The organism is Helcococcus massiliensis (genome assembly GCF_900258485.1).
GTDB lineage: Bacteria > Bacillota > Clostridia > Tissierellales > Peptoniphilaceae > Helcococcus > Helcococcus massiliensis.
The window spans coordinates 133,191-157,434 of sequence record NZ_OGVE01000004.1; the positions used below are offsets into that span (position 1 = coordinate 133,191).

Genomic DNA, 24,244 nt, shown 5'->3' on the forward strand with positions numbered 1-24,244 from the left:
TATAAAAAATATATAATTTAATATAAGGAGGAGTATGATGAATGGTAAATTTATTGTATTCGAAGGTTCAGATGGTTCAGGAAAGTCAACAGTACTTGAAAGGGTAAAAAGCTATTTAGACCGAAAGAATATAGATTATGTATTAACAAGAGAACCAGGTGGTACATCTATAGGGGAACAAATAAGGGAAATCTTATTAAATGTAGATAGCCATAAGATGCACGATAGGACAGAGGTTCTATTGTTTGCCGCGGCTAGGGCTCAATCGGTAGAAGAAAAAGTAAAACCTAATATTGAAGCTGGAAAGTTAGTTATTTCGGATAGGTATGTTTTATCCTCTTTAGCTTATCAAGGTTATGCAAGACAAGTAGGAGTTGACCAGGTAAAGGCGATAAATGATTTTGCAACAGATAGTTTAAAACCTGATTATACATTCTTCTTAGATGTTGATCCAATTACAGTTTTAAATAGAAAAAAAGCTAGTGAAGATCCAGATAGGTTAGAAAAAGAAACTAATCTCTTCCATGAAAGAGTATATGAAGGCTACAAACAATTGATGGATGATGAAGACTTTATTGTAATTGACGCCTCAAAGACAGTTGATGAAGTTGTAAATAATGTAATAGAAAAATTGGATGAAATTTTGGAGGAAAAATGAAATTAGTTTTAGCGATTGTTCAAGATAATGATGTAAACATGTTAATGGATGATTTAGTAGATAATAAATTTTCAGTTACTAAACTATCTACAAGTGGAGGATTTTTAAAAGAAGGAAATACAACATTACTTTTAGGGGTTGAAGAAGATAGGTTAGACAAATGTTTAGAAGTTATTGAAGCTAATAGTAAAAGAAGAAAAACAACAACTTCAATAATTAATGCATCAGGCCAAGCTGCCTTATTTAATTCTTTACCTGTAGAAATAGAAATAGGTGGAGCAACCATATTTATTTTAGATGTTGAACAATTTATTAAATTATAATGTTAGATAAAATATTAAAAAAGCAAATAGATGAAAATAAGATTTTTCATGCCTATATATTTGAAGGTGCCAATAGTTTGGTTCAAGATCAATATAAAGAGTTTGCCAAAGAACTTTACGGAAAAGAAACCAATATTGATATAAATAATTTGGTTGAATTAATAGAAGCTGAAAATGAAAATATATCTATAGAACAAATTAGAGATTTAAATAGGAAAGTTTTCAACAAACCATCTAAGCTGAAATATAATTTATATGTTATAAAAGATGCACATTTTATGCGAACAGAAGCACAAAATGCCATGTTAAAAACATTAGAAGACCTTCCTTCTTATAGTATTATTATCTTATTAACTAATAATAGGTATAAATTACTAGATACCATTATTTCTAGGTGTCAATTGATTACTTTAGAAGGTCAAAGTGGTATAGATTTAAATAGTGAATTAAGCAAAAACACAATTCACTTATTAAAGGAAGCACTTTCAAACAAATATTACTTTATAAATAAAGAAAAAAACCTATTAAAAGAGCTTTCAAATAATAAAAGTGATTTTTTAAATCTATTGAGTAAGATTTTCATTGATGCGAAATTTACAGACAATAATACTATTGAAAATATTGAATATAAAAATCTATTAAAGAGATTGGATAACTTCTTGATTAGTGAAATAGAAGAAGTTCTCATTAAAATAGAGAAAATTAGAAGACTCTTAGATATTAAAATTAACTTTCAATTGGCAATAGAAGACCTATTTTTAACTATTATAAAAATAAATAAAAAAGTAGAAAAAAGAAAGAGCATTAAATGATTTATTTTGTATCTACACCAATAGGAAACTTGGAAGATATAACGATTAGGGCGATAAAAACCTTAGAAAACTCTGATATAATATATTGCGAAGATACTAGGACATCAAAAAAACTTTTGGATGCTTATGATATCAAAGTTAAACTATCTTCCTATCATAAATTTAATGAAAAAGAAAGAGTAGATGAAATTGTCGGTAAGGCTTTAGATGGACTAACTATCTCAATAATATCAGATGCTGGTATGCCGGCTATATCTGATCCTGGAAATATTCTTATAAATAGCTTAATAGAAAATAATATAGACTACACAGTCTTACCAGGACCTAGCGCCTTTACTACAGCCTTAGTCCTAAGTGGGTTTGATAATAGTGAATTTAAGTTTTCTGGATTTTTTCCAAGCAAAGAAAAAGATAAAAAAGATTTAATAGAAAATATTAAAAAGGATCCTTGTACTAGGATATTCTACGAAAGTCCCCACAGGATTTTAAAAACTTTAGAGTTTTTATCAGAAAACATAAGTGATTACAAAATAGGAGTAATAAGAGAAATTTCTAAAATTCATGAAGACATTAAGTTATTCAAGGCTAGAGACTACGGACAAGTGGATATAGTTGAAAAAGGTGAGATAGTTTTATTGATAGATAAGTATAATGAAGTTGAACTTTTAGATGATGAACTTATTAAAAATAAAATGATAAATTTATTATCTGAAGGCTTAACAAAAAAATCAGCAATAAAAATTTTACAAAAAGAATTAAATATTAATAAAAATAAATTATATGATATTTCTTTAGAATTATAGGGTATTACACATTTATTATATATTTATATATTAGTCTAAATATATAGACTTAAAAAGGAGTAAAAATGAAATATTTTGGAACAGATGGATTTAGAGGAGAAGCAAATATTGGCCTTACAGTAAAACACGCCTTTAAGATAGGCAGGTTTCTAGGATATTATTTTAAAAAAGAAAATCCACAGGCAAGAATTGTTATAGGTAAAGATACACGTAGGTCATCTTATATGCTTGAGTCTGCCTTAGCTGCAGGTATTACTTCAAGTGGTGCAGATGCCTATTTACTACACGTTACCACAACACCAAGCGTTTCTTATATTACAAGGACAGAAGAATTTGATGCAGGTATCATGATTTCTGCAAGTCACAACCCATATTATGACAATGGTATAAAGTTGTTAGATAGCAAGGGTTACAAGCTAGAAGATAGTATTTTAGAAGAACTTGAAAAATATATAGATAGTGAAGAAGACTATATAGGATATGCTGTTAAAGATGAAATTGGTAGGACTGTAGACCACGTTGTTGGTAGAAATAGATATATAGCCTACCTAGCAACTGTTGTAAGTAAATCCTTTAAGGGGGTAAAAGTTTTAGTTGACGCTTCAAATGGTGCAGCTTACCAAATATCAAATAATGTTTTTGATATCTTAGGCGCAGATGTAGAAATGATGAATAATAAACCAGATGGTTATAATATTAACTTAAATGCTGGTTCCACCCATATAGAAGTCTTAGCCGAAAAGGTAAAAGAAGGAAACTATGATATAGGTATAGCCTATGATGGTGATGCTGATAGATGTTTAGCTGTAGATGAAAATGGTAATATTGTTGATGGTGATGCTATCATGTACGTTTTCGCCAAATACTTAAAACAAATTGATGAATTAAGCAAAAATGTTTTAGTTACAACTGTTATGTCAAACCTAGGATTATTTAAATCTTTAGAAGAAGTAGGTATTGATTATGTAACAACACAAGTTGGTGATAAATATGTTTCAGAAGAAATAAAAGAACATGGTTATAGTATCGGTGGGGAGCAATCTGGCCATATAATTTATTCAAAATATGCAACAACAGGTGATGGAATTTTAACCTCGCTTAAGTTGATTGAAATCATGGTAAAACAAAAAATGCCTCTTTCACTACTAGTTAAAGACTTAAAAACATACCCACAAGTATTAGAAAATGTTAGGGTAAAGGATAAAAATGTAGTATTGGGCGATGAAGATGTTCAAGCAGCTATAAAAGAAGTAGAAAAAGATATAGAAGACAAGGGAAGACTCTTAGTCAGAGTATCAGGTACAGAACCAATCATTAGAGTTATGGTTGAAGCTGAAACAGATGAAGAATGTCATATGTTTGCAGATAGGGTTGTACAAGTGATAAAGGATAAGGGTTATATAGCTTAAAAATAAAGACTGGTGGTAAAATGAAAAAAATTAATTTAGGAATATTAACCATAATTTTATTACTAATGTTTTCTTTAGTTTTTTACTTTTTACCTATCCAGCAATTAAGTAAATCAAATTCTGATGGATTGATTAAAAACCCACATACTTTAGTAGAATCAGATATTATAAAGATAGCTACAATGAAAACTGATAAACCGCTCAACCCATTAAATGATGGTGGAGAAAAGATTTCTTTATTATCCAGATTAATTAACACATCTTTATTTAAACAATCAGAAGACACTGAAATGAAAACAGACCTTGTTGATAAATACTGGTATGATGAAGGTGGTAGCATAATATCTATGATATTGAAAAAAGACCACAAGTTTGCAAATGGTAAGGAGATAAAGGCCCACCATGTTAAAAATACTTATAGGGCTTTAGCTGATCCACAATATAGTGGAACATATTCATCATATGTAGATAACTTAAAGGGATATTATCCTTATAAATTAGGTCAAGATAGCTATTTAGAAGCTATTGAAATTGTTGATGATAACTTTATAAGATTTCATTTCAATGTTACAGATTTTTCAAATATAAACACTTTGACCTTTCCAATATTAGATATTGAAGATGATGATTTCAAGTATGGTGATATAAGCGCTCTTCTTGAAAAAGACTTTGTAAATGGTGGAGGAAGATATCAAGTTGTTGATTTTAGTAATGCAAAAGTAAAATTGGAACTAAAGGAAGAAGACAGAAATAAAAACATAAAGTTAAAAGAATTAGAAATATTAAATCTTTTCCCATTAGAGGCTTTGGAAAACTATAAAAAAGGTCAAGTAGATATAGTATACAAGTATCATAAGACTAACACTTTTAACAAAAGTTTATTCATAAATGATAGGATAAAAGATTATTCATATAGTATAGATCATGAATCTGAAGTCTACCATTTCTTAGGATTTAATGAAGAAAGTAAATTTTTTGCTGAAACAGAATATAGGAAGGCTCTAAGAGATTCTATAAATATAGAAGAAATAGTTGAAAGTATTTTTGGGCAAGGAATTTATGACCATCCACATATACCTGTTTATAAAAACTCCTGGTTTTATCAGGGAACAAAAATACATGAACAAGGTAAGAGTCTAAAAAAACTTATAGAAGAAAACATAGCAAAAGGAAAATTAAATTTAGACGGAAAAATAAAACTTAAATTAATAGTATCTGAAAATAATGATTTTTTTAGATCTATAGAAGATAGATTTGTTCAAAATTTAGAAAATGAATATATAGATATAGAAGTAGCCTACCTAACTAGTCAAGAAATGTATAAGGCCTTAAATGGTGAAGTTGACTTTGACTTTTTCATAAGTCAAAGATATATGACAGATATACCAAACCAGGTATTAGAAGATAGGTATCCTGTAGAAGGTTACTATAGTTTGCTAAATCTAGCTGACAAGGGTTTCCATTATTATCTAGAACAAATAAAGAACAATGTGAATGATCCAGAGGTGATTAAAATCAAAGAAATCTGGAAAGATAACTTTGATGAAATAAGCCCTTACGTAGTTTTAGCAACAGAAAAAATGACAACAGTTATAAATAATAGAATTAAGGGTATATATCTAAACGAGTTTATAGGCCTTGATTATATTAAAAATTTAGAAAATATAGAGGTCAAGACTGAGTAAATATGATATACTTACTTAGTTAAGAAGATTTTATTGGAGGAAAAATGGCAAAATTAATTTCACATGAAAATAATAAGGCAGTATTTACAGATGTAATTTCTTATGATGAATTTAAGAAAAATGAAAAAGCTGCTTATCAAAAAGAAAAAAGTAAATATAGTGTACCTGGTTTTAGAAAAGGTAAGGTACCTAAAAAAATTATAGAAGCTAACTTTGGTAAGGGTGTATTTTGGAATGAAGCTATAGATATGTCATTACCAGAAATCTATCCAAAAGCTATTGAAGAATTAGAACTACAACCTGTATCAAATCCAGACATTCACATAGAAGATGAAATTGAAGAAGGTAAGGATATAGTAGTTACTTTTGAAGTTGAAACTTATCCAGAAATTGAATTAGCAGACTATTCAAAGATTGAAGTAGAAGAATTAGATGATTCAGTTGATGAAGAATTAGTAGAAGCTAGAATTCAAGAAGAAGTTCAAAAAAATAAGGTTCTAAAACCTGTTGAAAGACCAGTTGAAGAAGGAGACATTGTAAACATAGACTTTGAAGGTTTCAAAGATGGTGTTGCCTTTGAAGGTGGTAAGGCTGAAGGACAAGAATTAAAAATTGGTTCTAAGACATTTATACCAGGATTTGAAGAAGGGCTAGTAGGCAAAGAAAAGGGACAAGAAGTTGATTTAGAAGTAACTTTCCCAGAAGATTACCAAGCTGAAGACTTAGCTGGTCAAGAAGTTGTTTTCAAAGTAAAAATAAATGATATTACAGAAGAAATCTTACCAGAAGTTGATGATGACTTTGTAATGGATGTTTCTGAATTTGATACCCTTGATGAATATAAGGCTTCAATTAGAAAAGAACTTGAAGAACAAGTTAAGAAAAACAATGAAATTGTAGTAGAAAATAGAGTTTTAGAAGAAGCTTTAGAAAGAACTCCATTTGACTTACCAGAAGCAATGATAGACTTACAATTAGAAGATGAAATGCGTGAATATGAACACCAACTAAGTCATATGGGGTTAGACTTAAATACCTACCTAAGTATTACAGGCCAAGACTTAGATGATATTCGTGAACAATTAAAAGAAAGAGCTGAAGACAAGGTAAGAGTACAAGTACTTTTAGACAAGTTAGTTGAAGAAAATGACTACGAAGTTAGCTCTGAAGAAATCGAAGCTGAATACGATGATGCTTTAGAACAATATGGCAGAAAAGATGACGAAGAATTCAAGAAGATGATGAAAGCACAAGTTGGTGAAGACCAAATTAAGTCCATTCTTCAAAGAAGAAAAGCTGTAGAAGACTTAAAATCAAATGTTGTTTTCGTAGAAGCTAAAGAAGAAAAAGAAGCAGAAGAAGAATAAGATAAAAAATTATTGATTTTCCCAGAGTTGTATAATTCTGGGAAATTCTAAAATAGGAGGTAATTATGACATTAGTACCTACAGTTGTTGAATCAAGTAGCAAGGGTGAAAGAGCCTTTGATATTTATTCAAGATTATTAAGAGAAAGAATAGTATTTCTAACAGGTGAAGTTAATGATCAAGTAGCTAATACAATAGTTGCTCAATTACTACTTTTAGAATTTGAAGATCCAGACAAGGATATACAATTTTATATAAATTCACCAGGAGGATCTGTAACTGCTGGTATGGCTATATATGACACTATGCAATATATTAAACCAGATGTTTCAACCATAGTTATAGGACAAGCTGCAAGTATGGGAGCTTTACTATTGACATCAGGTGCAAAAGGTAAGAGATTTGCCTTGCCAAATTCTTCAGTTATGATTCACCAACCTTTAGGTGGAGCCCAAGGTCAAGCAACAGACATTGGCATAGTAGCTGAACAAATATTAAAGATTAGAGAAAAGTTAAATAAGATTATTTCCGATACAACAGGAAAAGATATAGAACAAGTTAGAATAGATACTGAAAGAGATAAGTACCTTACAGCTGAAGAGGCTAAAGACTACGGTTTAGTAGACAAGGTAATTGTAAGTCACAAGGAGATTTAATGTCAGACTACAATGATTTCGAAAGAATACATTGTTCTTTTTGTGGTAAGACGGACAAAGATGTAAAAAGGTTGATAGCAGGTCCTGGAAATATATATATTTGTAATGAATGTATAGACCTATGTAAGGACATAATAGATGAAGAAGATGAAGTCTTATTTGAGGCTGAATTTGAAAATCTACCTACTCCTAGGGAAATAAAAGACCAGTTAGACCAATATGTTATTGACCAGGACAAGGCTAAAAAGACCTTGGCTGTTGCAGTCTATAACCACTATAAGAGAATTAAAAACAAGAACAATACTGATACAGAAATACAAAAATCAAATATATTATTAGTGGGACCAACAGGTTCAGGTAAAACCTTATTGGCTCAAACTATGGCTAAGATATTAGATGTTCCTTTTGCTATAGCTGATGCGACATCATTGACTGAAGCTGGCTATGTTGGGGAAGATGTTGAAAATGTCATCCTTAAACTTGTCCAAGCTGCCAATTATGATATTGAAAAGGCTCAAAGAGGAATCATATATATAGACGAAATAGACAAAATCACTAGAAAAGCTGAAAATATGTCTATTACCAGAGATGTATCTGGTGAAGGTGTTCAACAAGCCCTATTAAAATTGATTGAAGGGAGCACTGCTAATGTTCCACCAAAAGGCGGAAGAAAACATCCAAACCAAGAATATATCCAGGTAGATACTACCGACATTTTATTTATAGTTGGTGGGGCCTTTGAAGGTTTAGAAAAAGTAATTGAAACCAGGACTGACACATCTTCAATTGGCTTTGGTGCAAAAATAGATAAAAAATCAAGAGATAGGTCTGGAGTTATGGATAAAATCTTACCAAAGGACCTAGTTAAATTTGGTTTAATTCCAGAGTTTATAGGAAGAATTCCAATAATAGTTACTTTAAATGAATTAAATGAACAAGCACTCGTAAAAATACTTACAGAACCAAAAAATGCTCTTATTAAGCAATATCAGGAGCTATTTAGATTAGATGGTGTAGAGTTAATTTTCGAGGAAGGTTCAATTGAGGAAATAGCTAAGTTAGCTATTGAAAGAAATACAGGTGCAAGAGGGCTAAGAGCCATACTTGAAGATAGGTTGTTAGAGATTATGTTTGATATTCCAAGTCAAGATGAAATCAAACAAGTCAAGGTTACAGTAGAAACCATTAGAGATAACAAGCCTCCTATCTTAGTATAGGAGCTTGGCTCTTATACTTTTTACTAGTAAGCTAGGAGGATAGATGAAAGAAAAATATATGCTAAGGGAAGAAAGCTTACCCTTGATAGCTCTTAGGGGGATATGGTTATTACCTGGCATGACTATGAGTTTTGATATAGGAAGAGAATTTACTAAAAAAGCCTTAGAATCAGCTTTTGAAAGAAATTCTTTAGTCTTTGTATCCAGCCAAAGAGATCCTATGGAAGAGGATGTAGATATAGAGAATATTTATTCTATGGGGGTTGTCTGCAAGATTAACGAATCTGTAAAACTACCAGACGATTCCTACAGGGTTATTATTGAAGGTCTAGACAGGGGACAAATTAAAAATAGTAAGGAAGAAAATGGATATATAGAAGTTGAAATAGACAGATACTTATATGAAGCAGATGAAGATAATAACGACTTAGAAGCACTAAAAAGAACTGCTATAGAATACTTTGAAAAATATATGTCCTTCAAAAAAGACATACCTCAAGAGTTATTATTAAATATAAAGTTTGAACAAGATTATTCTAAGTTAGCTGATAGTCTGATTTCTTACCTTGATCCAAATCCTGAACTAGTCCAAGAAGTACTTGAAGAATTAGATGTAAAAAAAAGACTTATCAAAGTTTTAAATGTTTTATCAAAAGAAATTGATATTTTAACTTTGAAAGCTGACCTTAATAGCCAGGTAAATATCAGGCTAAATAAGTCGCAAAGAGAGTATTTCTTAAGAGAGCAATTAAATGTCATAAAAGAAGAATTAGAAGAGACAGAAGCTGGTGGTAAGACCTACCAAGAAAAATATAAGGAAGATATTGAAAATCTCCCTATAGAAAAGGAATATAAGACTCATCTTCTAAAAGAATTAGATAGGCTAGACTATATAAGTGGAGCGTCTCCAGAATCTAACCTTATAAGGACTTATCTAGAAAATATTTTTGAAATACCCTTTGGTAAGTATTCTGAAGATGAAATAGATATTAATAAATCAAGAGAAATTTTGGACAAAGACCACTATGGTATGGAAGATGTAAAGGAAAGAATCCTGGAGTTTTTAGCTGTAAGAAAACTAAAAGGCGATATGAAAGGTTCGATTCTTTGCCTTGTAGGACCTCCAGGAGTTGGTAAGACTTCTATTGTAAAGGCTGTAGCCGAATCAATGAATAGAGAATATGTGTCTATGAGACTTGGTGGAGTTTCAGATGAGAGTGAAATAAGGGGGCATAGAAAAACCTATATTGGAGCTATGCCTGGTAGGATAATAAGTTCCCTACAAAGGATAAGTACTTTAAATCCGGTATTTTTACTTGATGAAATAGATAAATTATCTAGCGATTATAGGGCTGATCCATCATCTGCCTTGTTGGAAGTTTTAGATCCGAACCAAAATGACATGTTTTTGGATAGGTATATTGAAATACCTGTAGACTTATCAAAGGTCATGTTTGTAACAACGGCTAATGATGTTTCAACTATTCCAAGACCTTTATTGGATAGAATGGAAATCATTGAACTAAGTGGCTATAGTGAATATGACAAGTTTAAAATAGCTAAAAAATTCTTACTTCCTAAGCAATTAGAAGCTCATGGTTTAGAAAGTAGCCAGGTTAAAGTTTCAGATTCTGTATTAAAAGTTGTAATTAAAAACTATACTAGAGAATCTGGTGTACGTAATCTAGAAAGACAATTAGCCAAACTATCTAGAAAAGCAGCCATGGAAATCATAAAAGGTGAAGAAAAAGTAAATATCTCAATGAGAAACTATAAGGATTTTTTAGGTAGAGAAAAATATCTAGATGATGAAATTGTAAAATCACCAGAAGTTGGAGTTGTTACAGGTCTAGCTTGGACCCAGGTTGGTGGGGAATTACTTCAAATAGAGGTAAACACCATGAAGGGTAAAGGTAAGTTACAATTAACAGGATCCCTAGGTGATGTCATGAAAGAGTCTGCTATGGCGGCCTTGTCATATATAAGGGCAAACCAAGAAAAGTTTTCTTTAGATAGTAAAGTCTTTGAAGAAAGAGATATCCATGTTCATGTACCTGAAGGTGCTACTCCTAAGGATGGTCCTTCAGCAGGTATTACCATGACTACAGGAATTGTATCAGCCCTTACCAATAAAAAGATAAGACAAGATATAGCAATGACTGGTGAAGTTACAATTAGAGGTAAGGTATTGCCTATAGGTGGTCTAAAGGAAAAAGCATTAGCCGCCTTGAGATATGGCATAAAAAATATAATCATTCCTAAGCAAAATGAAAAAGACTTAGAAGATATACCTGAAGAAGCAAGAAAAGAAATCATATTTTACCCAGTAAAAGAAGTAGAAGAGGTATTAGAACTAGCCCTTTTAGAAGGAGAAGACCATGAAGATTAAAAATCCAAGCCTTGAAAAAATAGCAGTAAAAAAAGAACAATATCCTCATCCGAATTTAAGTGAGATTGCCCTAGCAGGAAGGTCAAATGTAGGGAAGTCATCTTTGATCAATTCACTAGTAAACAGAAAAAATCTTGCTAGAACATCATCAAAACCAGGGAAGACAAGGACTATTAACTTTTACAATATTGATGATAAGTTTAGACTAGTAGACCTTCCTGGTTATGGTTATGCTGCGGTTTCAAAATCAGAAAAAGATGATTGGGGTCAAATTATAGAAGGTTACCTATACGACAGGGAAAACTTAAAAGAAGTATTTTTACTTGTAGATATAAGGCATGAGCCAACTGATAATGACTTGATGATGTATAATTGGATAAAAGACATGGGCTTTTCAGGCTATGTAATAGCTACTAAGCTAGATAAAGTTGGAAAATCAAAACTGCAACAATATATTAAAGTTATTGCTCAAAAACTTGGAATAGAGGATAGAAAAAAAATAATCTATTATTCTGCAGAAACTAAGGAAAACAGGGATTATATATATAAGTTAATGAGTGAAATACTAGGATAAAATAAGAGTCCACCAGTTTTATTACTGAGGGACTCTTTTCCTTATATAGCTATTTAAATCTTATATTTACTGTCACTTTATCTGTAGGACTTCCATCTTTTCCACTTATACCATAAACTTCTAAAGTACCTTCTTCATGACTTGGATCTTTTAAGTCTATTGATATATCAAATAATCTTCTCATACCATCTCCACCTGTAGCTGTGAAGGTATCTTCTGCTAAGATATTTCCGTTCTTATCTTTTACAGTATAACCAACTGTAGATTCAAATGTCATAGAAGAACCAACCATTCTTAGTTTATTAGAAACTTGGTCTCCGTTCTTAGGATGGGTTAACCAAATAGCTGGAGTCCAGACCCTATCCAAATTTCTGGTTAATTTTAGGTCATGTAAACCTACATGGCCCCACCAGTTATCAGCCTTTTCTTTTGATCCATCTACCCAAAATTCAACTTCTTTTACATTATCGAATTCAGTTATAGTATTGACTATAGCTTGGATAGATTCAGCTTCAACAGATGATCCAGCTGCATGGTCTAAAACATTTTTATCAAAATCAATAATTGCTTTTCCATCTTTAATATTTATAGAATGAATTTTTGTATGCTCTGGAAGAGGCCTTATAGCTTTATCAGTTAAGATTTTACCAGATATAAGTTCTTCCATAGCAGCCTTAGCAACCTGGTCTGTTTTCTTTAATTGGTGGATTTCTCTTACTAAAGTAAATTCGTTGTCCATATCTAAAATATAGTAAAGGGCAAGGTCCATCATTTCCTCTTCAGACTCTGTTTCATTTATGCTCTCTTTAGTAGTTTCCTTGCCTGTCTCTAAACTAGTTTCTTTGACTGATTCCTTGCTACTTTCATCATCAGTTTTACCACAAGCAGTTAAAATTAAAAGAATAGCAAAGAGTACAGATAATTTCTTTTTCATATTATCTCCTTTATTTTTTCGAACAGTTCATCTTTATATAAAAATTATATCATGTTGATAGAAAAATGTTTATATCTTGCTATACCGGGTAATCATACAATAGAGATAAAAAGAAAGGGAGATGAGATCATGCAATATATTTATGATGATATAATTTTAAGTGATTTAAATTTAATAAATAGTGCAGTAAAAAATATATTGCTCGATACAAGGCGTATGCTTGAAGAAGATCTTTTCTTCGATTTTAGGCTTGTGTTAAATGAACTTTTGATAAATTGCTATGAGCATGGCAACAAGTGTGATTGTGATAAGAAGATTTTATTAAAATTAAAAATTGATAATAAAGAGATAAAAATTTTAGTTCAAGATGAGGGATCTGGTGTAGCCTGTAGGCGAAAATATAATGTAGAAGAAAAAAGACCAGATGGCAGAGGACTCATCATAGTAGAGTCCCTAGTAGATGATATAAACTATGATAACAATAAAATAAGATGCAAAATCAAACTTACTCCAAATAATTAATTTTTTGGAGTTTTTTATTTTATATAAGGCTTAAGTGTGATAAAATAGCATAAGCAAGGAGTTTTTATGAAAAATATAAGAAATATAGCAATTATAGCCCATGTAGACCATGGTAAAACCACTTTAGTTGACTCAATGTTGAAACAAAGTGGTATTTTTAGGGCTAATCAAAAGGTAGAAGAAAGAGTAATGGATAGTGATGATATTGAAAAAGAAAGAGGAATCACTATTCTCTCAAAAAATACTGCAGTTAAATATAAAGATACAAAGATAAATATAGTTGACACACCAGGCCACTCCGACTTTGGTGGAGAAGTAGAACGTGTATTAAAAATGGTTGATGGAGTTTTACTTTTAGTTGATGCCTTTGAGGGTGTTATGCCTCAAACTAAATTTGTTATTAAAAAGGCTATAGAGTTGAATTTGCCAGCAATTATAGTGCTTAACAAAATTGATAAGGCGAATATTAGGGTGGAAGAAGTAGTTGATGAGATTTTAGACCTGTTTATCAAGCTAGAAGCACCAGATTCTTATATTGATTCACCTATCCTTTACGCATCAGGTAAGGCCGGTTTTGCAAGTAAAGAATTTGGTGAAGAAAAAGATAACCTGGATGACTTGATGGATACCATCATAGACTATATACCAGAACCTAGTGGAGATGAAAATGCACCTTTACAAATGCTTATATCTACAACAGACTATTCAGAATATTTGGGTAGGATAGGTATAGGTAAGATAGGTGATGGTACTATAAAAACTGGCCAAGAAGTTATAATTAAAAACCACAATGATTCGGATAAATTACTTAAGGCTAAAATTACCAAGTTATATGAATTTGAAGGTCTTAAAAGAGTAGAGGTAGACCAAGCCTCAGCGGGTTCTATTGTGGCTCTTTCTGGTGTTGAAGGCATTCATATTGGAGATAGTTTGCTTGAAAATGCAAATATGGATCCTATTGAATTTGTTAAAATATCAGAACCAACCTTGGCCATGAGATTTTTAATCAATGACTCGCCTTTTGCAGGCCTAGATGGAGAATATGTAACTTCTAGACATTTGAGAAATAGGCTAAATAAAGAAAAAGAAACTGATGTGAGCTTGAGGGTTGAAGATACTGAAAGTACTGATGCATTTAAGGTTTCAGGAAGAGGTGAGCTTCACTTGTCAGTATTGATTGAAAATATGAGAAGAGAAGGTTATGAATTCCAAGTTTCCAAACCAGAAGTTCTATTTAAAGAGATAGATGGTAAGACCTATGAACCTATGGAAATAGTTACTATAGACGTGGAAGAAACTTATGTAGGTACTATTATAAATAAATTAGGATCAAGAAAGGCTAAAATGCAAAGCATGGAAACAACCTCAACAGGTTTTTCTAGGATAGTATTTAAAATGCCATCAAGAGGTCTAATTGGTTATAGGCAAGAATTTATTTCTGATACCAAGGGAACAGGAATTATTAATACCGAATTTGATTCTTATGAAAGATACAAGGGAGATATACCAAGAAGACAAGTTGGTTCCTTGGTTGCCTTTGAACAAGGTGTTGCAACAGCCTATGCCCTTGATAGTGCTTGGAAAAGAGGAAATATCTTTATAGAACCAGGTGATGAAGTTTATGAAGGAATGATCATTGGGGAAAATCCTAAGGGTCTAGAAATTGAAATAAATGTAATTAAAAGAAAAGCAAAAACCAATATAAGGGCAGCTGGGTCAGATGACGCTCCACTATTACCTCCAGTGGTAGACTTAAGTTTGGAAGAAATGCTTGAATTTATCGAAAGTGATGAATATGTAGAAGTAACTCCAAAAAACTTAAGGATGAGAAAGAAGATTTTAAATACTCAATTGAGATTGAAATCAAAAAATAAAAAAGATTAAAAAAAGAAAATCTAAGTTAGCTAAAATAGCTAGCTTAGATTTTTTGCTATCTATTTATTTGAGTAAGGTCTAAATAATCTTTCGATTTTCTTTCTAATTCAATAGTAAATTTATCATAACCATAAGTTTCTGCTAGGGTCTTTTGTCCAGAAAATAAATCTACTCCAAGTCCTAGCCTATTTCCTTCGATTTCTACATCCATGGATGATAAAATGCTTGGGAAAATATCAAAGGTGGTAGCCTGTCTATTTTTAGAATGTTCATCTGTTTTATCAGTATTGATAAAGGTGTTGTAAACATGTCTATTATTTTCATCAAAGGCAGCTTCCTGCATTGAAATATGGTCGCCGGTGATGACTATTACAGTATCCTCATAAAAATCTTGGGTTTTTATCCATTTTACAAATTCTCCAACTTTTTTTGAAGAACAGTGGTAAGAGTTGTAGTAGGCCTTGTCATAAGGTAACTCACATGAATCATCTGTATAACCATCTATAAAATGGGTGTCAACTGTCAACAATTTAAAAGCAAAAGGTTCATCTTTTTTAGCTAATTTTGTAATTTCATCTTTTGCTATAGAAAATAGCTTCTCATCTTCAAAGCCCCAAAAGACCTTGTAATCTTCATCGATGATTTCATTTTCTATAGCCTTATAATAATCATAAACTTCATAGCCGTGCTTTTCATAAAAGACCTTCCTATCATGGAAGTCTCCGTCAGATCCCATCAATATTTCTAGATTGTAGCCATTATCCTTTAATATATCTCCCATAGTAACAAGATTAGGTAGGGCAGGATCAAAGTCTTTATGAGATGTATAAATAGTTTTGAAATGCATGCCACTTTCCTGGGTTATCATAGCCCCTTGGGTCCAGGTTGCTCCCGGTGTTTGCATAAAACCACCTAAAGTTTCACTTGCTGAAAAGTTAATGCCCTCCTTAGCTAATTCTTCAAGTTCTGGAGTTATAGTCTTATCGAAATCTCCACCGTTTTCTTTAGAAAAAACAGATGTTTCCATAGATTCTAAGTAGATATGGATAAGATTTTTCTTTTTTTCAGGGAATGTAATTTCAACTGAAGCAGGGTTAACATATTCATCCTCATATATTTCTGTATCAAAAATATTGTTATATAAGTAAGAATAAAAATTAAAAACAAAGCCCAATACTACAATAGCTATTATTATCAAGATAGCAAGTATTTTATTAGCATTCTTATATAAAAACATTCTTACTTTATAAAGCTTAGAATCTGTACCAAAAATATTTTCAAATTTACCATTTATCTTGTCGGATTTCCTTAAAAGCAAGTATGAAATAAAAAAGACCAATAGAAATATTGGTAGGGCTGACTTTATAATGTCAAATACCACCTTCAAGGAGGTTCCCTTATTGTTAGCAAAGATTGTTGCAAAAATATTCTCAAAGTTTGTAATTGTATAAGTTAAACTATAATAAATTGAAGTTGTTACTAGTAATGAAAATATTATGACTAGTAATAAGTTTCCTAAATTTTTCTTTTTCATTATTCATCCTTTTCTAAAACTTAATCTATTATATCACATAGCTGAAAATTGATTAAAAAAATAGTAAATAAAGGCCAAGTGATTTTACATATATTTAACATTAGGCATATATCAATTTAACAATCGGGTAATACTATTTACTTAACGAGGATAAAGAACTACTTTATCTCAAAATTAAAAGGAGTAAATATGAAAAAAATAATATCAATATTGTTAGCATTAGTTTTAACCTTATCTTTGGTGGCATGTTCAAATAATACCAAAGAAACAGAGGCTGAAAAACCAACAGAAACAAAAACAGAAGGGAATACTGGAACAGAAGGCGGCAGCGCAACAGGTTCAATCAACGTTTATACACGTGATGCTTCATCAGGTACAAGAGGTGCTTTCGAAGAATTAATCGACTTTGAAGGTAAGTTAACTGACAAGGCAGCTGAAACTTCAGGTAATGGTGATATGGCAACAAAAGTTGGCCAAGATGCCAATGCTATAGGTTATGTTTCATTAACAACAGACTTCCAAGCAAACAAAATTAAAGCTCTTCAATATGAAGGCGTAGAAGCAACAGAAGAAAATGTATTAAATGGTTCATACGCATTAAAGAGACCATTCTCATATGTAACAAGAGCTGCAGATGATTATGCAGATGAAAATGTGAAAAAATTAGTAGATGCATTTATGGTATTTATGACTGAATCAACAGAAGGTCTAGAAGCTGTAGCATCAGCTGGTGGTATTGTTGACGTAAAAGCTGGAAAACCATGGGAAGAATTAAAGGCTAACCACCCAGTTGTAGACCAAGATAACTCAGCTTTAAGTATCAGAACAGGTGGATCAACATCAGTAGAAAAAGCTCTTAAGGCAGCTATTGAAGCATTCCAACCATTAGCAGGTAATGTACAATTTGTTACAGCACATACAGGTTCAAGTGATGGATACAAGAGAGTTTTAGGTGATGAAAAAGATGGAGCAAACGCAGCAGACATCGGATTTGCATCAAGAGAATTTAAGACCGAAGAAGATGTAGCAAAGGGTATGCATACAGGAGTATTTGCCCAAGATGCAGTTGTTGTAGCTGTAGCAGAATCAAACCCACTAACAAACTTAACAAAACAACAAATATTTGACATCTTTACAGGTGCTGTAAATACATGGGAAGAAGTAAAATAATAAGTTAAAATAAGTACTGAATAAATAGGGGCTAGGTCTTAGGGTCTACCCCTATTTTTCCAATATTACAAAAAGTTGAAGGAGACCACATGAAAGAAAAAGATAGTAGTTTCGTAAATATACGAGATGAAATTAGTGCATCCTCAAGAAAAAGAAGGGAAAATACAGATAAGTTTTTTAGGTATTCATTTTTATTGGCTGCTATTATTTCTGCCATAATGATAATCCTTATATTTTTCTTTGTTGGTAAAAAAGGGATAGGACCATTTTTACCAAGCTATGGACAAGCGGGAGGAGCAAGTCAACAGCAAAACATCTTTAGTTTTTTAACAGGAATGACTTGGAGGCCTGACCAAAACCCAGCTGTTTATGGAGTAGGCTTTATTATAATCAATACACTTGTATCTGCATTTTTGGCAGCTATTTTAGCTTTTCCAATTTCAGTTCTAAGTGCCTTATTTATAGTAAAAGTTGCACCTAAGAAATTAAGAATGTTTTTTACCAGTGTTGTTGAACTATTGGCAGCTATCCCTTCAGTAGTTTACGGGGTTTTTGCTGCTGCAAATATAAGTAGTTTAGTAGATAATATAGCTGGTCTATTTGGACAAAGTACCCACGGGGGACTATCAACCTTGACAGTAGCCTTGCTATTGGCAATCATGATATATCCAACTATTACATCTATAGCAATCAATGCCATAGCCGCAGTAGATAAAAATATAGAATTAGGATCTTTAGCCTTGGGAGCATCTAAAACTCAAACTAATTTTAAATTAGTTTTAACCGCCGCTAAATCCGGTATTTTTGCAGGTTTAATATTAGGATTAGGTAGGGCCTTTGGTGAAGCTACTGCTGTTTCAATGGTAGCTGGTAATGCCATGGTTGGACCAAGTTTTAACCTATTTGACACTACCAGAACCCTTACCTCAACTATGCTATCTGGCTTGCACGAAACATCAGGTATAGACTATGATATAAGATTTTCAGTAGGTATTGTATTGATGATAATTGTATTGATTACAAACCTATCTATTCAACTAGTAAAAAGAAAGATAGGAGGTATAGCTAATGAATAATCAAGATAATATACAATTAACCTCAATAAGCACCCATAGGGGAATGACTAAGAAAAGAAAGATAAGTGATGGAATAAGAAACTTTATGACCTACTTATCTATAGCTATAGCCATATTTGTCTTAGGTTCAGTATTTGTTTATGTATTCAATAGAGGATGGGATAGCTTGTCTTGGGATTTAATCAAAGGAAACTACCATAAAACAAATTACATGGTTAACTTTGAAGATGGTAAGGCAGGAAGTTTTACGAAACCGGACAATTTATCTGAAAATGAATATTTTTCTGAAAAATTTGGTTTTGCAGTTGAGGATGCTGTAGATTCTTCCAAAACAAGTTTAATCCTTGTAAGTTATATAGATGAAAATTCTCCTTTAAATACTGCAGTAAATGCTATAGCCGGAGAAACAAAAGGACAAAAGCAAGAAATAGGCAGGGTAAATGTTGATAGGATTAGCTTTAGAACAACTGATGATAAAGTTCAGTCAGCAGGTATAAAGGCTAAGCAAAATGCCCAATCCATGGTTGAAAGTCTAGATGCTAACGGAGCGACCCTAGTATCTATGAATTACCAAAACCAGGCAGGAGGTATAAGGGGATCACTTCAAGCAACCCTTATGTTGATAGGGCTAACTCTTTTATTTGCCTTACCTATAGGAATATTTGCAGCTATTTACTTAAATGAATTAGCTCCAGACAATAAACTTACACAATTTATGAGATCATGTATAGAAATGCTTAATGCGGTTCCTTCTATAGTATTTGGGTTAATGGGTATGGTTGTATTCTTCCCATTCACAGCCCTTTTTGGAGCGACTACACCAAATATCTTACTGGGTGCCTTGACCATGGTAGTTGTTATTTTACCAGTTATTATAAGGCAAACAGAAGAGGCACTTATAGCAGTTCCAAATAAATTAAGGATGGGATCTTTGGCCCTAGGTGCAACAGAAACTCAAACAGTATTTAAGGTTGTATTGCCAAATGCCTTAGCAGGTATACTTACAGCTGTCCTATTATCAGTTTCTCGTATAATAGGGGAATCAGCAGCCTTGCTATTTACAATGGGTACCTTTGTATCAGACCAACCACAAATTACCGGAAGAGCAACATCATTAGCTGTTCAAATCTGGTCAGTCATGAGTGGTGAGCAACCAAACTTTGAACTAGCATCTGCTATTTCGATAATCGTATTGGCTATAACACTTGTATTAAATATTTCAGTTAAGATAATTACAAGTAGATTAAATAAAAAATGGAAGGAATAAAAATGGTAGAAAAGATAAAAGACAATAATGTAATGTTTAGAATAGAAGATTTAGATCTTTACTACAATGATTTCCAAGCTCTAAAAGGGATTACTATGGACATACCTGCCAACCAGGTTACAGCCTTTATAGGACCTTCAGGTTGTGGAAAATCCACCTTATTAAGATGTTTAAATAGGATGAATGACTTAATTGAAGGATGTAGGGTAGAAGGTAAAATTCTTTTAGAGGGTGATAAAGATATAAAGGCTTCTGATATGGATGTGGTTGAGCTTAGAACAGAAGTAGGAATGGTATTCCAACAAGCTAACCCATTCCCAATGAGTATTTATGACAATGTAGTCTATGGTTTAAGAGTCCAAGGGATAAAAGATAAAAAAATCTTAGACAGGGTTGTTGAAGATTCCTTGAAAAAAGCAGCCCTATGGGATGAAGTAAAGGATGATCTAAATAAATTAGGTACAAATCTTTCAGGTGGTCAGCAACAAAGACTATGTATAGCAAGGGCTATAGCCTTGCAACCAAGCGTAATATTGATGGACGAACCAACATCTGCTCTAGACCCAATAGCAACTTCTAAGATAGAAGACTTGATGGAAGAGTTGAAAAAAGATTATACTATTATTATAGTAACCCACTCTATGAGTCAGGCTGCTAGAATTTCAGATAGGACAGCCTTCTTCTACTTGGGAGAATTAATTGAATATGACACAACTCAAAACATATTCAACAATCCAAAAGAAGAAAGAACAGAAAACTATATTTCAGGTAGATTTGGTTAATGGAGGGCAAATGAGACTTAGATTTGAAGAAAAACTAAACAGGTTAGATGATTTGTTGATAGAAATGGGTAAATTAGTTACAGGATCTATTGAAAATGCTGTAAGAGCCCTTGAAGAAAAAAATGTGGAATTAGCTAAGGAAGTTTATGAATCTGACGCTGAAATAAATAAGATGGAAGATGAAATTGAATCTTTAGCCCTTACCATATTACTTACTGAAAAACCTGTAGCATCAGACTTTAGGTTTGTAACTACAACAATGAAAATGATTAATGATCTAGAAAGAATAGGTGACCAAGCAGCAGATATTTCTTACTTGATACTTAAGCTAAACAATAGGTCATATGAGCCTAGCGACTTAGGTTCTATCAAGGGTATGGCAGCAATCACTGTAAAAATGCTAGAAGATACTTTGACAGCCTACCTATCTGGAGACCTAGACTTGACAGAGCAAGTATTGACAAGGGATGACCAAGTTGATGAATATTTCCATAAGGTTAGAGAAGAAGTTATAAAAGATATCAAAGAAGAAAGATTTGCAACCAAAAATTCTCTAGATATTTTCTTAATTGCTAAATATTTAGAAAGAATTGGAGACCACGCTGAAAATATAGCGGAAGAGGTTTATTATTCAATAACAGCAAAAAATTACAAAAAATAGGAGAAGACATGCGTAATATAGTAGTAGTTGAAGATGATCAAAATATAAGAGACCTATTAGTTTATGCACTTAATAATAATGGATATAGGGGATTTGGTTATCCTGGCTATGAATCTTTTTTCGCAAATATAAAAGAAGTAAACCCATCCTTGATACTTTTAGATCTTATGCTAGATGGCAAAGATGGTTATCAAATATTAAAAGAATTGCGAGAAAGTGAAGATTACAAGGATATCCCAGTTATTATTATTACAGCTAAAGATAATGAGTTTGACAAGGTTAAGGGTCTTGACATGGGAGCTGATGACTATATTACAAAGCCTTTTGGTGTTTTAGAAACTATTTCTAGGATAAAGGCTCTCCTAAGAAGAGTTCCTCAAAATGACACTAGTGTATCTGTTATAGATTATGAAGGTGTTTTAATTGACTATAAAAAAAGAAAAGTTTTTGTAGAAGGTGAAGAGATTATTCTTACTTATAAGGAATTTGAAATGCTTTATTACCTAATGGAAAATAAAAACATTGTTATAAGTAGAAATAAATTAATGGAACAGGTATGGGGTTTTGACTATGCAGGAGAAACAAGGACCATAGATGTTCATGTAAGGACTCTTAGACAAAAACTTGGTAAAAAAGGAAAATTAATAAAAACTGTAAGAAATGTAGGCTATAAATTAGGAGAATAGTATGAAAAAAAGAGTTTATTGGATAATAGCATCTACACTTACTATATTTTTTCTATTTCTTTTTATATTAAAAAATTATTATCCGTATTTTAGTGGACTAAATACATTTACAACTAGCCTTATAATTATCTTAGCTATAGTTTCCTTATCATTTTTAGCGAGAAATGCCATTGTTAAAGTAGCAATAAAGCCATTAAATAGCTTTACTGAATATGTTGCCAATAAGGTTTTAGAAAAAGATGTGCCCAGGTCAGTAGAGGATAGGCAAAAGCTTGAAGTTTATGACCTGCTTAGAAACTATGGCTATAGTGCAGATGAAATCAAGTTGGCAATGAAAAAATTATCAGAAAAAACAGAGCTTAGAAAAGATTTCACTGCTAATGTGAGTCATGAGTTAAAAAGTCCGCTTACTTCCATAAATGGCTATGCAGAACTTATAGCTTCAGGAATGGTCCAAGATGACCAGGTAGAAGTCTTTGCAGGGAGGATTTTGAAAGAGGGAAATAGGTTGTTAGAACTTATCGACCAAACCATCCAACTTTCAAAAATGGATAGCAATCAAATAAAAGCCGAGAGTTTTATAAATTTTGACCTAGGTGAATTGATATCTGAAGTTATAGATTCAGTGGATCATTATGTTGATAAAAAAGATTTCACTATAATATATAACTATAAAAAAATAGATTTCTATGGTCATGAAAGACTTATCTATGATTTGATTAGGAATTTAGTGTCAAATGCTATTAAATATTCATCAGATGAAAATCCGGAATTAAGAATTAACACTTACACAAAGGACGATGAAATTTACCTTGTATTTAAAGATAATGGTATAGGTATTTCAGAAGAAGACCAAGAAAGAATATTTGAAAGATTTTATGTCGCTGATAAGTCAAGAGGAAACAAGACTGGCACAGGGCTAGGTCTTTCAATTGTAAAAAATGTGGTAAACCTACATGATGGAAGGATTTTGTTAACCAGTGAATTGGGTAAAGGATCAGAATTTACCTTAATATTTCCCGAATACAAAAGCAATTCTCCTCTTGATAAAGAATAATAAATTGGATTAGACTAAAGTTTACACAGCAAAAATTTGTGAAAAACTAGGCAAAGTTAATTAATATATGTTAAAATAGATACAATGAAAGTTTATTTTTTATCATATAAAATTTAGAATAAGGAGGAGCCAATGAAAAATAAAGTCTCCCCTGCAGTTGTTAGAAGACTACCAAAATATTTCTATTATTTACAAACTTTAGAAAAAGATGGTGTAGAAAAGATTTCGTCAAAGCAATTGAGTGAAATTACAGGTTTTACAGCTTCACAGATTAGACAAGATTTAAATCATTTTGGCGGTTTTGGACAACAAGGGTATGGTTATAGAGTTAGTGAATTAAAAAACTCTATATATGAAATAATTGGATTAAACAATTCATTCAATGTAGTTATCGTTGGTTACGGTAGAATAGGTCAGGCCTTATATAACTATTCAGGTTTTGAAACAAATGAATTTAACATAATCGGAGTATTTGACTTAAAAGAAAAAGACATTGACGGCGTTAAGGTAAAAAGCGTTGATAAACTTGAAGATTTCCTTGAAAGTAATGAAGTTGATATCCTAGTCTTGACAGTTCCAAAAGAAGCTGCTCAAGACGTGGTAGATATGGTTGAAGGAAAAAATATTAAAGGAATTTGGAATTTTGTACCGCAAAGTTTAGATATTAAATCTAATATTCCAATTGAAAATATTCAAATAAGTGATTCCTTATATACCTTGATTTACTATATGGGAAACCCAGACCAATACGAAGGATAAGAATAAGAGAGTGCTGTTTATAGACTGC

Annotated in this window: 23 protein-coding genes; 21 read left to right on the forward strand and 2 right to left on the reverse strand. The window is 31.9% G+C overall.

Annotation, left to right across the window (positions count from 1 at the left end; all coding sequences use genetic code 11):
• The first annotated feature begins 37 nt into the window (after positions 1–37).
• The 11 genes from tmk to yihA all read left to right on the forward strand — a co-directional run bounded on the left by tmk (position 38) and on the right by yihA (position 11,893).
• Positions 38–658 (forward strand): dTMP kinase, encoded by a 621-nt coding sequence (gene tmk / locus C4Q29_RS05400; protein ID WP_103981796.1) that lies wholly within the window; start codon positions 38–40, stop codon positions 656–658.
• Complete coding sequence (locus C4Q29_RS05405) at positions 655–981, forward strand: cyclic-di-AMP receptor (protein ID WP_103981797.1); 327 nt, start codon at positions 655–657, stop codon at positions 979–981. Before tmk ends, C4Q29_RS05405 begins: the two co-directional genes overlap by 4 nt.
• Positions 981–1,793, forward strand: coding sequence for a DNA polymerase III delta subunit-related protein (locus C4Q29_RS05410; RefSeq protein ID WP_103981798.1), 813 nt, complete (start codon positions 981–983; stop codon positions 1,791–1,793). The genes C4Q29_RS05405 and C4Q29_RS05410 overlap by 1 nt, the downstream gene beginning before the upstream one ends.
• Positions 1,790–2,596 carry a 16S rRNA (cytidine(1402)-2'-O)-methyltransferase gene (rsmI, locus tag C4Q29_RS05415; RefSeq protein WP_103981799.1) on the forward strand — a complete coding sequence of 269 codons (807 nt, stop codon included), beginning with the start codon at positions 1,790–1,792 and terminating at the stop codon, positions 2,594–2,596. The genes C4Q29_RS05410 and rsmI overlap by 4 nt, the downstream gene beginning before the upstream one ends.
• A 65-nt stretch (positions 2,597–2,661) precedes the next feature.
• Positions 2,662–4,005: a phosphoglucosamine mutase gene (gene glmM, locus C4Q29_RS05420; protein ID WP_103981800.1), complete on the forward strand. Its 1,344-nt coding sequence runs from the start codon at positions 2,662–2,664 to the stop codon at positions 4,003–4,005.
• A gap of 20 nt (positions 4,006–4,025) precedes the next feature.
• A complete protein-coding gene (locus tag C4Q29_RS05425; RefSeq protein WP_103981801.1) occupies positions 4,026–5,690 on the forward strand; it encodes an ABC transporter substrate-binding protein in 1,665 nt (554 codons plus the stop codon).
• 44 nt (positions 5,691–5,734) lie between these two features.
• Positions 5,735–7,057, forward strand: a complete 1,323-nt coding sequence (tig, locus tag C4Q29_RS05430) for a trigger factor (RefSeq protein ID WP_103981802.1) — start codon at positions 5,735–5,737, stop codon at positions 7,055–7,057.
• Positions 7,058–7,122: 65 nt separating this feature from the next.
• The gene (gene clpP, locus C4Q29_RS05435; protein WP_103981803.1) at positions 7,123–7,713 is read left to right on the forward strand and encodes an ATP-dependent Clp endopeptidase proteolytic subunit ClpP; all 591 of its coding nucleotides are present in this window, start codon (positions 7,123–7,125) and stop codon (positions 7,711–7,713) included.
• Entirely contained in the window at positions 7,713–8,930 is a 1,218-nt protein-coding gene (gene clpX / locus C4Q29_RS05440) for an ATP-dependent Clp protease ATP-binding subunit ClpX (protein WP_103981804.1), read from the forward strand. The genes clpP and clpX overlap by 1 nt, the downstream gene beginning before the upstream one ends.
• 43 nt (positions 8,931–8,973) lie before the next feature.
• Positions 8,974–11,319 carry an endopeptidase La gene (lon, locus tag C4Q29_RS05445; protein WP_103981805.1) on the forward strand — a complete coding sequence of 782 codons (2,346 nt, stop codon included), beginning with the start codon at positions 8,974–8,976 and terminating at the stop codon, positions 11,317–11,319.
• Positions 11,309–11,893: a ribosome biogenesis GTP-binding protein YihA/YsxC gene (gene yihA, locus C4Q29_RS05450; protein WP_103981806.1), complete on the forward strand. Its 585-nt coding sequence runs from the start codon at positions 11,309–11,311 to the stop codon at positions 11,891–11,893. Before lon ends, yihA begins: the two co-directional genes overlap by 11 nt.
• Before the next feature lie 49 nt (positions 11,894–11,942).
• Here yihA and C4Q29_RS05455 read toward each other — a convergent pair whose 3' ends face one another.
• Positions 11,943–12,827, reverse strand: coding sequence for a GerMN domain-containing protein (locus tag C4Q29_RS05455; protein WP_103981807.1), 885 nt, complete (start codon positions 12,825–12,827; stop codon positions 11,943–11,945).
• A 51-nt stretch (positions 12,828–12,878) separates the two neighbouring features.
• Here C4Q29_RS05455 and C4Q29_RS05460 point away from each other — a divergent pair, with 51 nt between their 5' ends.
• Positions 12,879–13,349: an ATP-binding protein gene (locus C4Q29_RS05460; RefSeq protein WP_103981808.1), complete on the forward strand. Its 471-nt coding sequence runs from the start codon at positions 12,879–12,881 to the stop codon at positions 13,347–13,349.
• A 66-nt stretch (positions 13,350–13,415) separates the two neighbouring features.
• Positions 13,416–15,233, forward strand: coding sequence for a translational GTPase TypA (typA, locus tag C4Q29_RS05465; protein WP_103981809.1), 1,818 nt, complete (start codon positions 13,416–13,418; stop codon positions 15,231–15,233).
• Positions 15,234–15,279: 46 nt separating this feature from the next.
• Here the strand turns inward: typA and C4Q29_RS05470 are convergent, their stop codons facing one another.
• Positions 15,280–16,758, reverse strand: coding sequence for an LTA synthase family protein (locus C4Q29_RS05470; RefSeq protein ID WP_103981810.1), 1,479 nt, complete (start codon positions 16,756–16,758; stop codon positions 15,280–15,282).
• Between the two features lie 189 nt (positions 16,759–16,947).
• Between C4Q29_RS05470 and C4Q29_RS05475 the strand changes: the two genes are divergently transcribed.
• From C4Q29_RS05475 to C4Q29_RS05510, 8 genes are all read left to right on the forward strand, one after another.
• Entirely contained in the window at positions 16,948–17,928 is a 981-nt protein-coding gene (locus tag C4Q29_RS05475) for a substrate-binding domain-containing protein (RefSeq protein ID WP_103981811.1), read from the forward strand.
• Between the two features lie 89 nt (positions 17,929–18,017).
• A complete protein-coding gene (pstC, locus tag C4Q29_RS05480; RefSeq protein ID WP_103981812.1) occupies positions 18,018–19,004 on the forward strand; it encodes a phosphate ABC transporter permease subunit PstC in 987 nt (328 codons plus the stop codon).
• Complete coding sequence (gene pstA / locus C4Q29_RS05485) at positions 18,997–20,271, forward strand: phosphate ABC transporter permease PstA (RefSeq protein WP_234994052.1); 1,275 nt, start codon at positions 18,997–18,999, stop codon at positions 20,269–20,271. The genes pstC and pstA overlap by 8 nt, the downstream gene beginning before the upstream one ends.
• 2 nt (positions 20,272–20,273) lie before the next feature.
• A complete protein-coding gene (gene pstB / locus C4Q29_RS05490; RefSeq protein ID WP_103981813.1) occupies positions 20,274–21,053 on the forward strand; it encodes a phosphate ABC transporter ATP-binding protein PstB in 780 nt (259 codons plus the stop codon).
• A gap of 10 nt (positions 21,054–21,063) precedes the next feature.
• Positions 21,064–21,714, forward strand: a complete 651-nt coding sequence (gene phoU / locus C4Q29_RS05495) for a phosphate signaling complex protein PhoU (protein ID WP_159459223.1) — start codon at positions 21,064–21,066, stop codon at positions 21,712–21,714.
• A gap of 8 nt (positions 21,715–21,722) precedes the next feature.
• Positions 21,723–22,400, forward strand: coding sequence for a response regulator transcription factor (locus tag C4Q29_RS05500; RefSeq protein WP_103981815.1), 678 nt, complete (start codon positions 21,723–21,725; stop codon positions 22,398–22,400).
• A gap of 1 nt (position 22,401) precedes the next feature.
• On the forward strand, positions 22,402–23,457 hold the full coding sequence (locus C4Q29_RS05505) for a sensor histidine kinase (RefSeq protein WP_103981816.1): 1,056 nt from the start codon (positions 22,402–22,404) through the stop codon (positions 23,455–23,457).
• Between the two features lie 132 nt (positions 23,458–23,589).
• The gene (locus tag C4Q29_RS05510; protein ID WP_103981817.1) at positions 23,590–24,216 is read left to right on the forward strand and encodes a redox-sensing transcriptional repressor Rex; all 627 of its coding nucleotides are present in this window, start codon (positions 23,590–23,592) and stop codon (positions 24,214–24,216) included.
• The last annotated feature ends 28 nt before the right edge of the window (positions 24,217–24,244 follow it).

Coding starts and splice junctions, on each gene's coding strand:
- pstB (WP_103981813.1), top strand. CDS start 20,274: ATGGTAGAAAAGATAAAAGACAATAATGTAATGTTTAGAATAGAAGAT.
- yihA (WP_103981806.1), top strand. CDS start 11,309: ATGAAGATTAAAAATCCAAGCCTTGAAAAAATAGCAGTAAAAAAAGAA.
- C4Q29_RS05505 (WP_103981816.1), top strand. CDS start 22,402: ATGAAAAAAAGAGTTTATTGGATAATAGCATCTACACTTACTATATTT.
- pstA (WP_234994052.1), top strand. CDS start 18,997: ATGAATAATCAAGATAATATACAATTAACCTCAATAAGCACCCATAGG.
- lon (WP_103981805.1), top strand. CDS start 8,974: ATGAAAGAAAAATATATGCTAAGGGAAGAAAGCTTACCCTTGATAGCT.
- glmM (WP_103981800.1), top strand. CDS start 2,662: ATGAAATATTTTGGAACAGATGGATTTAGAGGAGAAGCAAATATTGGC.
- tig (WP_103981802.1), top strand. CDS start 5,735: ATGGCAAAATTAATTTCACATGAAAATAATAAGGCAGTATTTACAGAT.
- C4Q29_RS05500 (WP_103981815.1), top strand. CDS start 21,723: ATGCGTAATATAGTAGTAGTTGAAGATGATCAAAATATAAGAGACCTA.
- C4Q29_RS05510 (WP_103981817.1), top strand. CDS start 23,590: ATGAAAAATAAAGTCTCCCCTGCAGTTGTTAGAAGACTACCAAAATAT.
- pstC (WP_103981812.1), top strand. CDS start 18,018: ATGAAAGAAAAAGATAGTAGTTTCGTAAATATACGAGATGAAATTAGT.
- clpP (WP_103981803.1), top strand. CDS start 7,123: ATGACATTAGTACCTACAGTTGTTGAATCAAGTAGCAAGGGTGAAAGA.
- C4Q29_RS05475 (WP_103981811.1), top strand. CDS start 16,948: ATGAAAAAAATAATATCAATATTGTTAGCATTAGTTTTAACCTTATCT.
- tmk (WP_103981796.1), top strand. CDS start 38: ATGAATGGTAAATTTATTGTATTCGAAGGTTCAGATGGTTCAGGAAAG.
- C4Q29_RS05460 (WP_103981808.1), top strand. CDS start 12,879: ATGTTGATAGAAAAATGTTTATATCTTGCTATACCGGGTAATCATACA.
- phoU (WP_159459223.1), top strand. CDS start 21,064: ATGAGACTTAGATTTGAAGAAAAACTAAACAGGTTAGATGATTTGTTG.
- C4Q29_RS05455 (WP_103981807.1), bottom strand. CDS start 12,827: ATGAAAAAGAAATTATCTGTACTCTTTGCTATTCTTTTAATTTTAACT.
- clpX (WP_103981804.1), top strand. CDS start 7,713: ATGTCAGACTACAATGATTTCGAAAGAATACATTGTTCTTTTTGTGGT.
- rsmI (WP_103981799.1), top strand. CDS start 1,790: ATGATTTATTTTGTATCTACACCAATAGGAAACTTGGAAGATATAACG.
- C4Q29_RS05470 (WP_103981810.1), bottom strand. CDS start 16,758: ATGAAAAAGAAAAATTTAGGAAACTTATTACTAGTCATAATATTTTCA.
- C4Q29_RS05410 (WP_103981798.1), top strand. CDS start 981: ATGTTAGATAAAATATTAAAAAAGCAAATAGATGAAAATAAGATTTTT.
- C4Q29_RS05405 (WP_103981797.1), top strand. CDS start 655: ATGAAATTAGTTTTAGCGATTGTTCAAGATAATGATGTAAACATGTTA.
- typA (WP_103981809.1), top strand. CDS start 13,416: ATGAAAAATATAAGAAATATAGCAATTATAGCCCATGTAGACCATGGT.
- C4Q29_RS05425 (WP_103981801.1), top strand. CDS start 4,026: ATGAAAAAAATTAATTTAGGAATATTAACCATAATTTTATTACTAATG.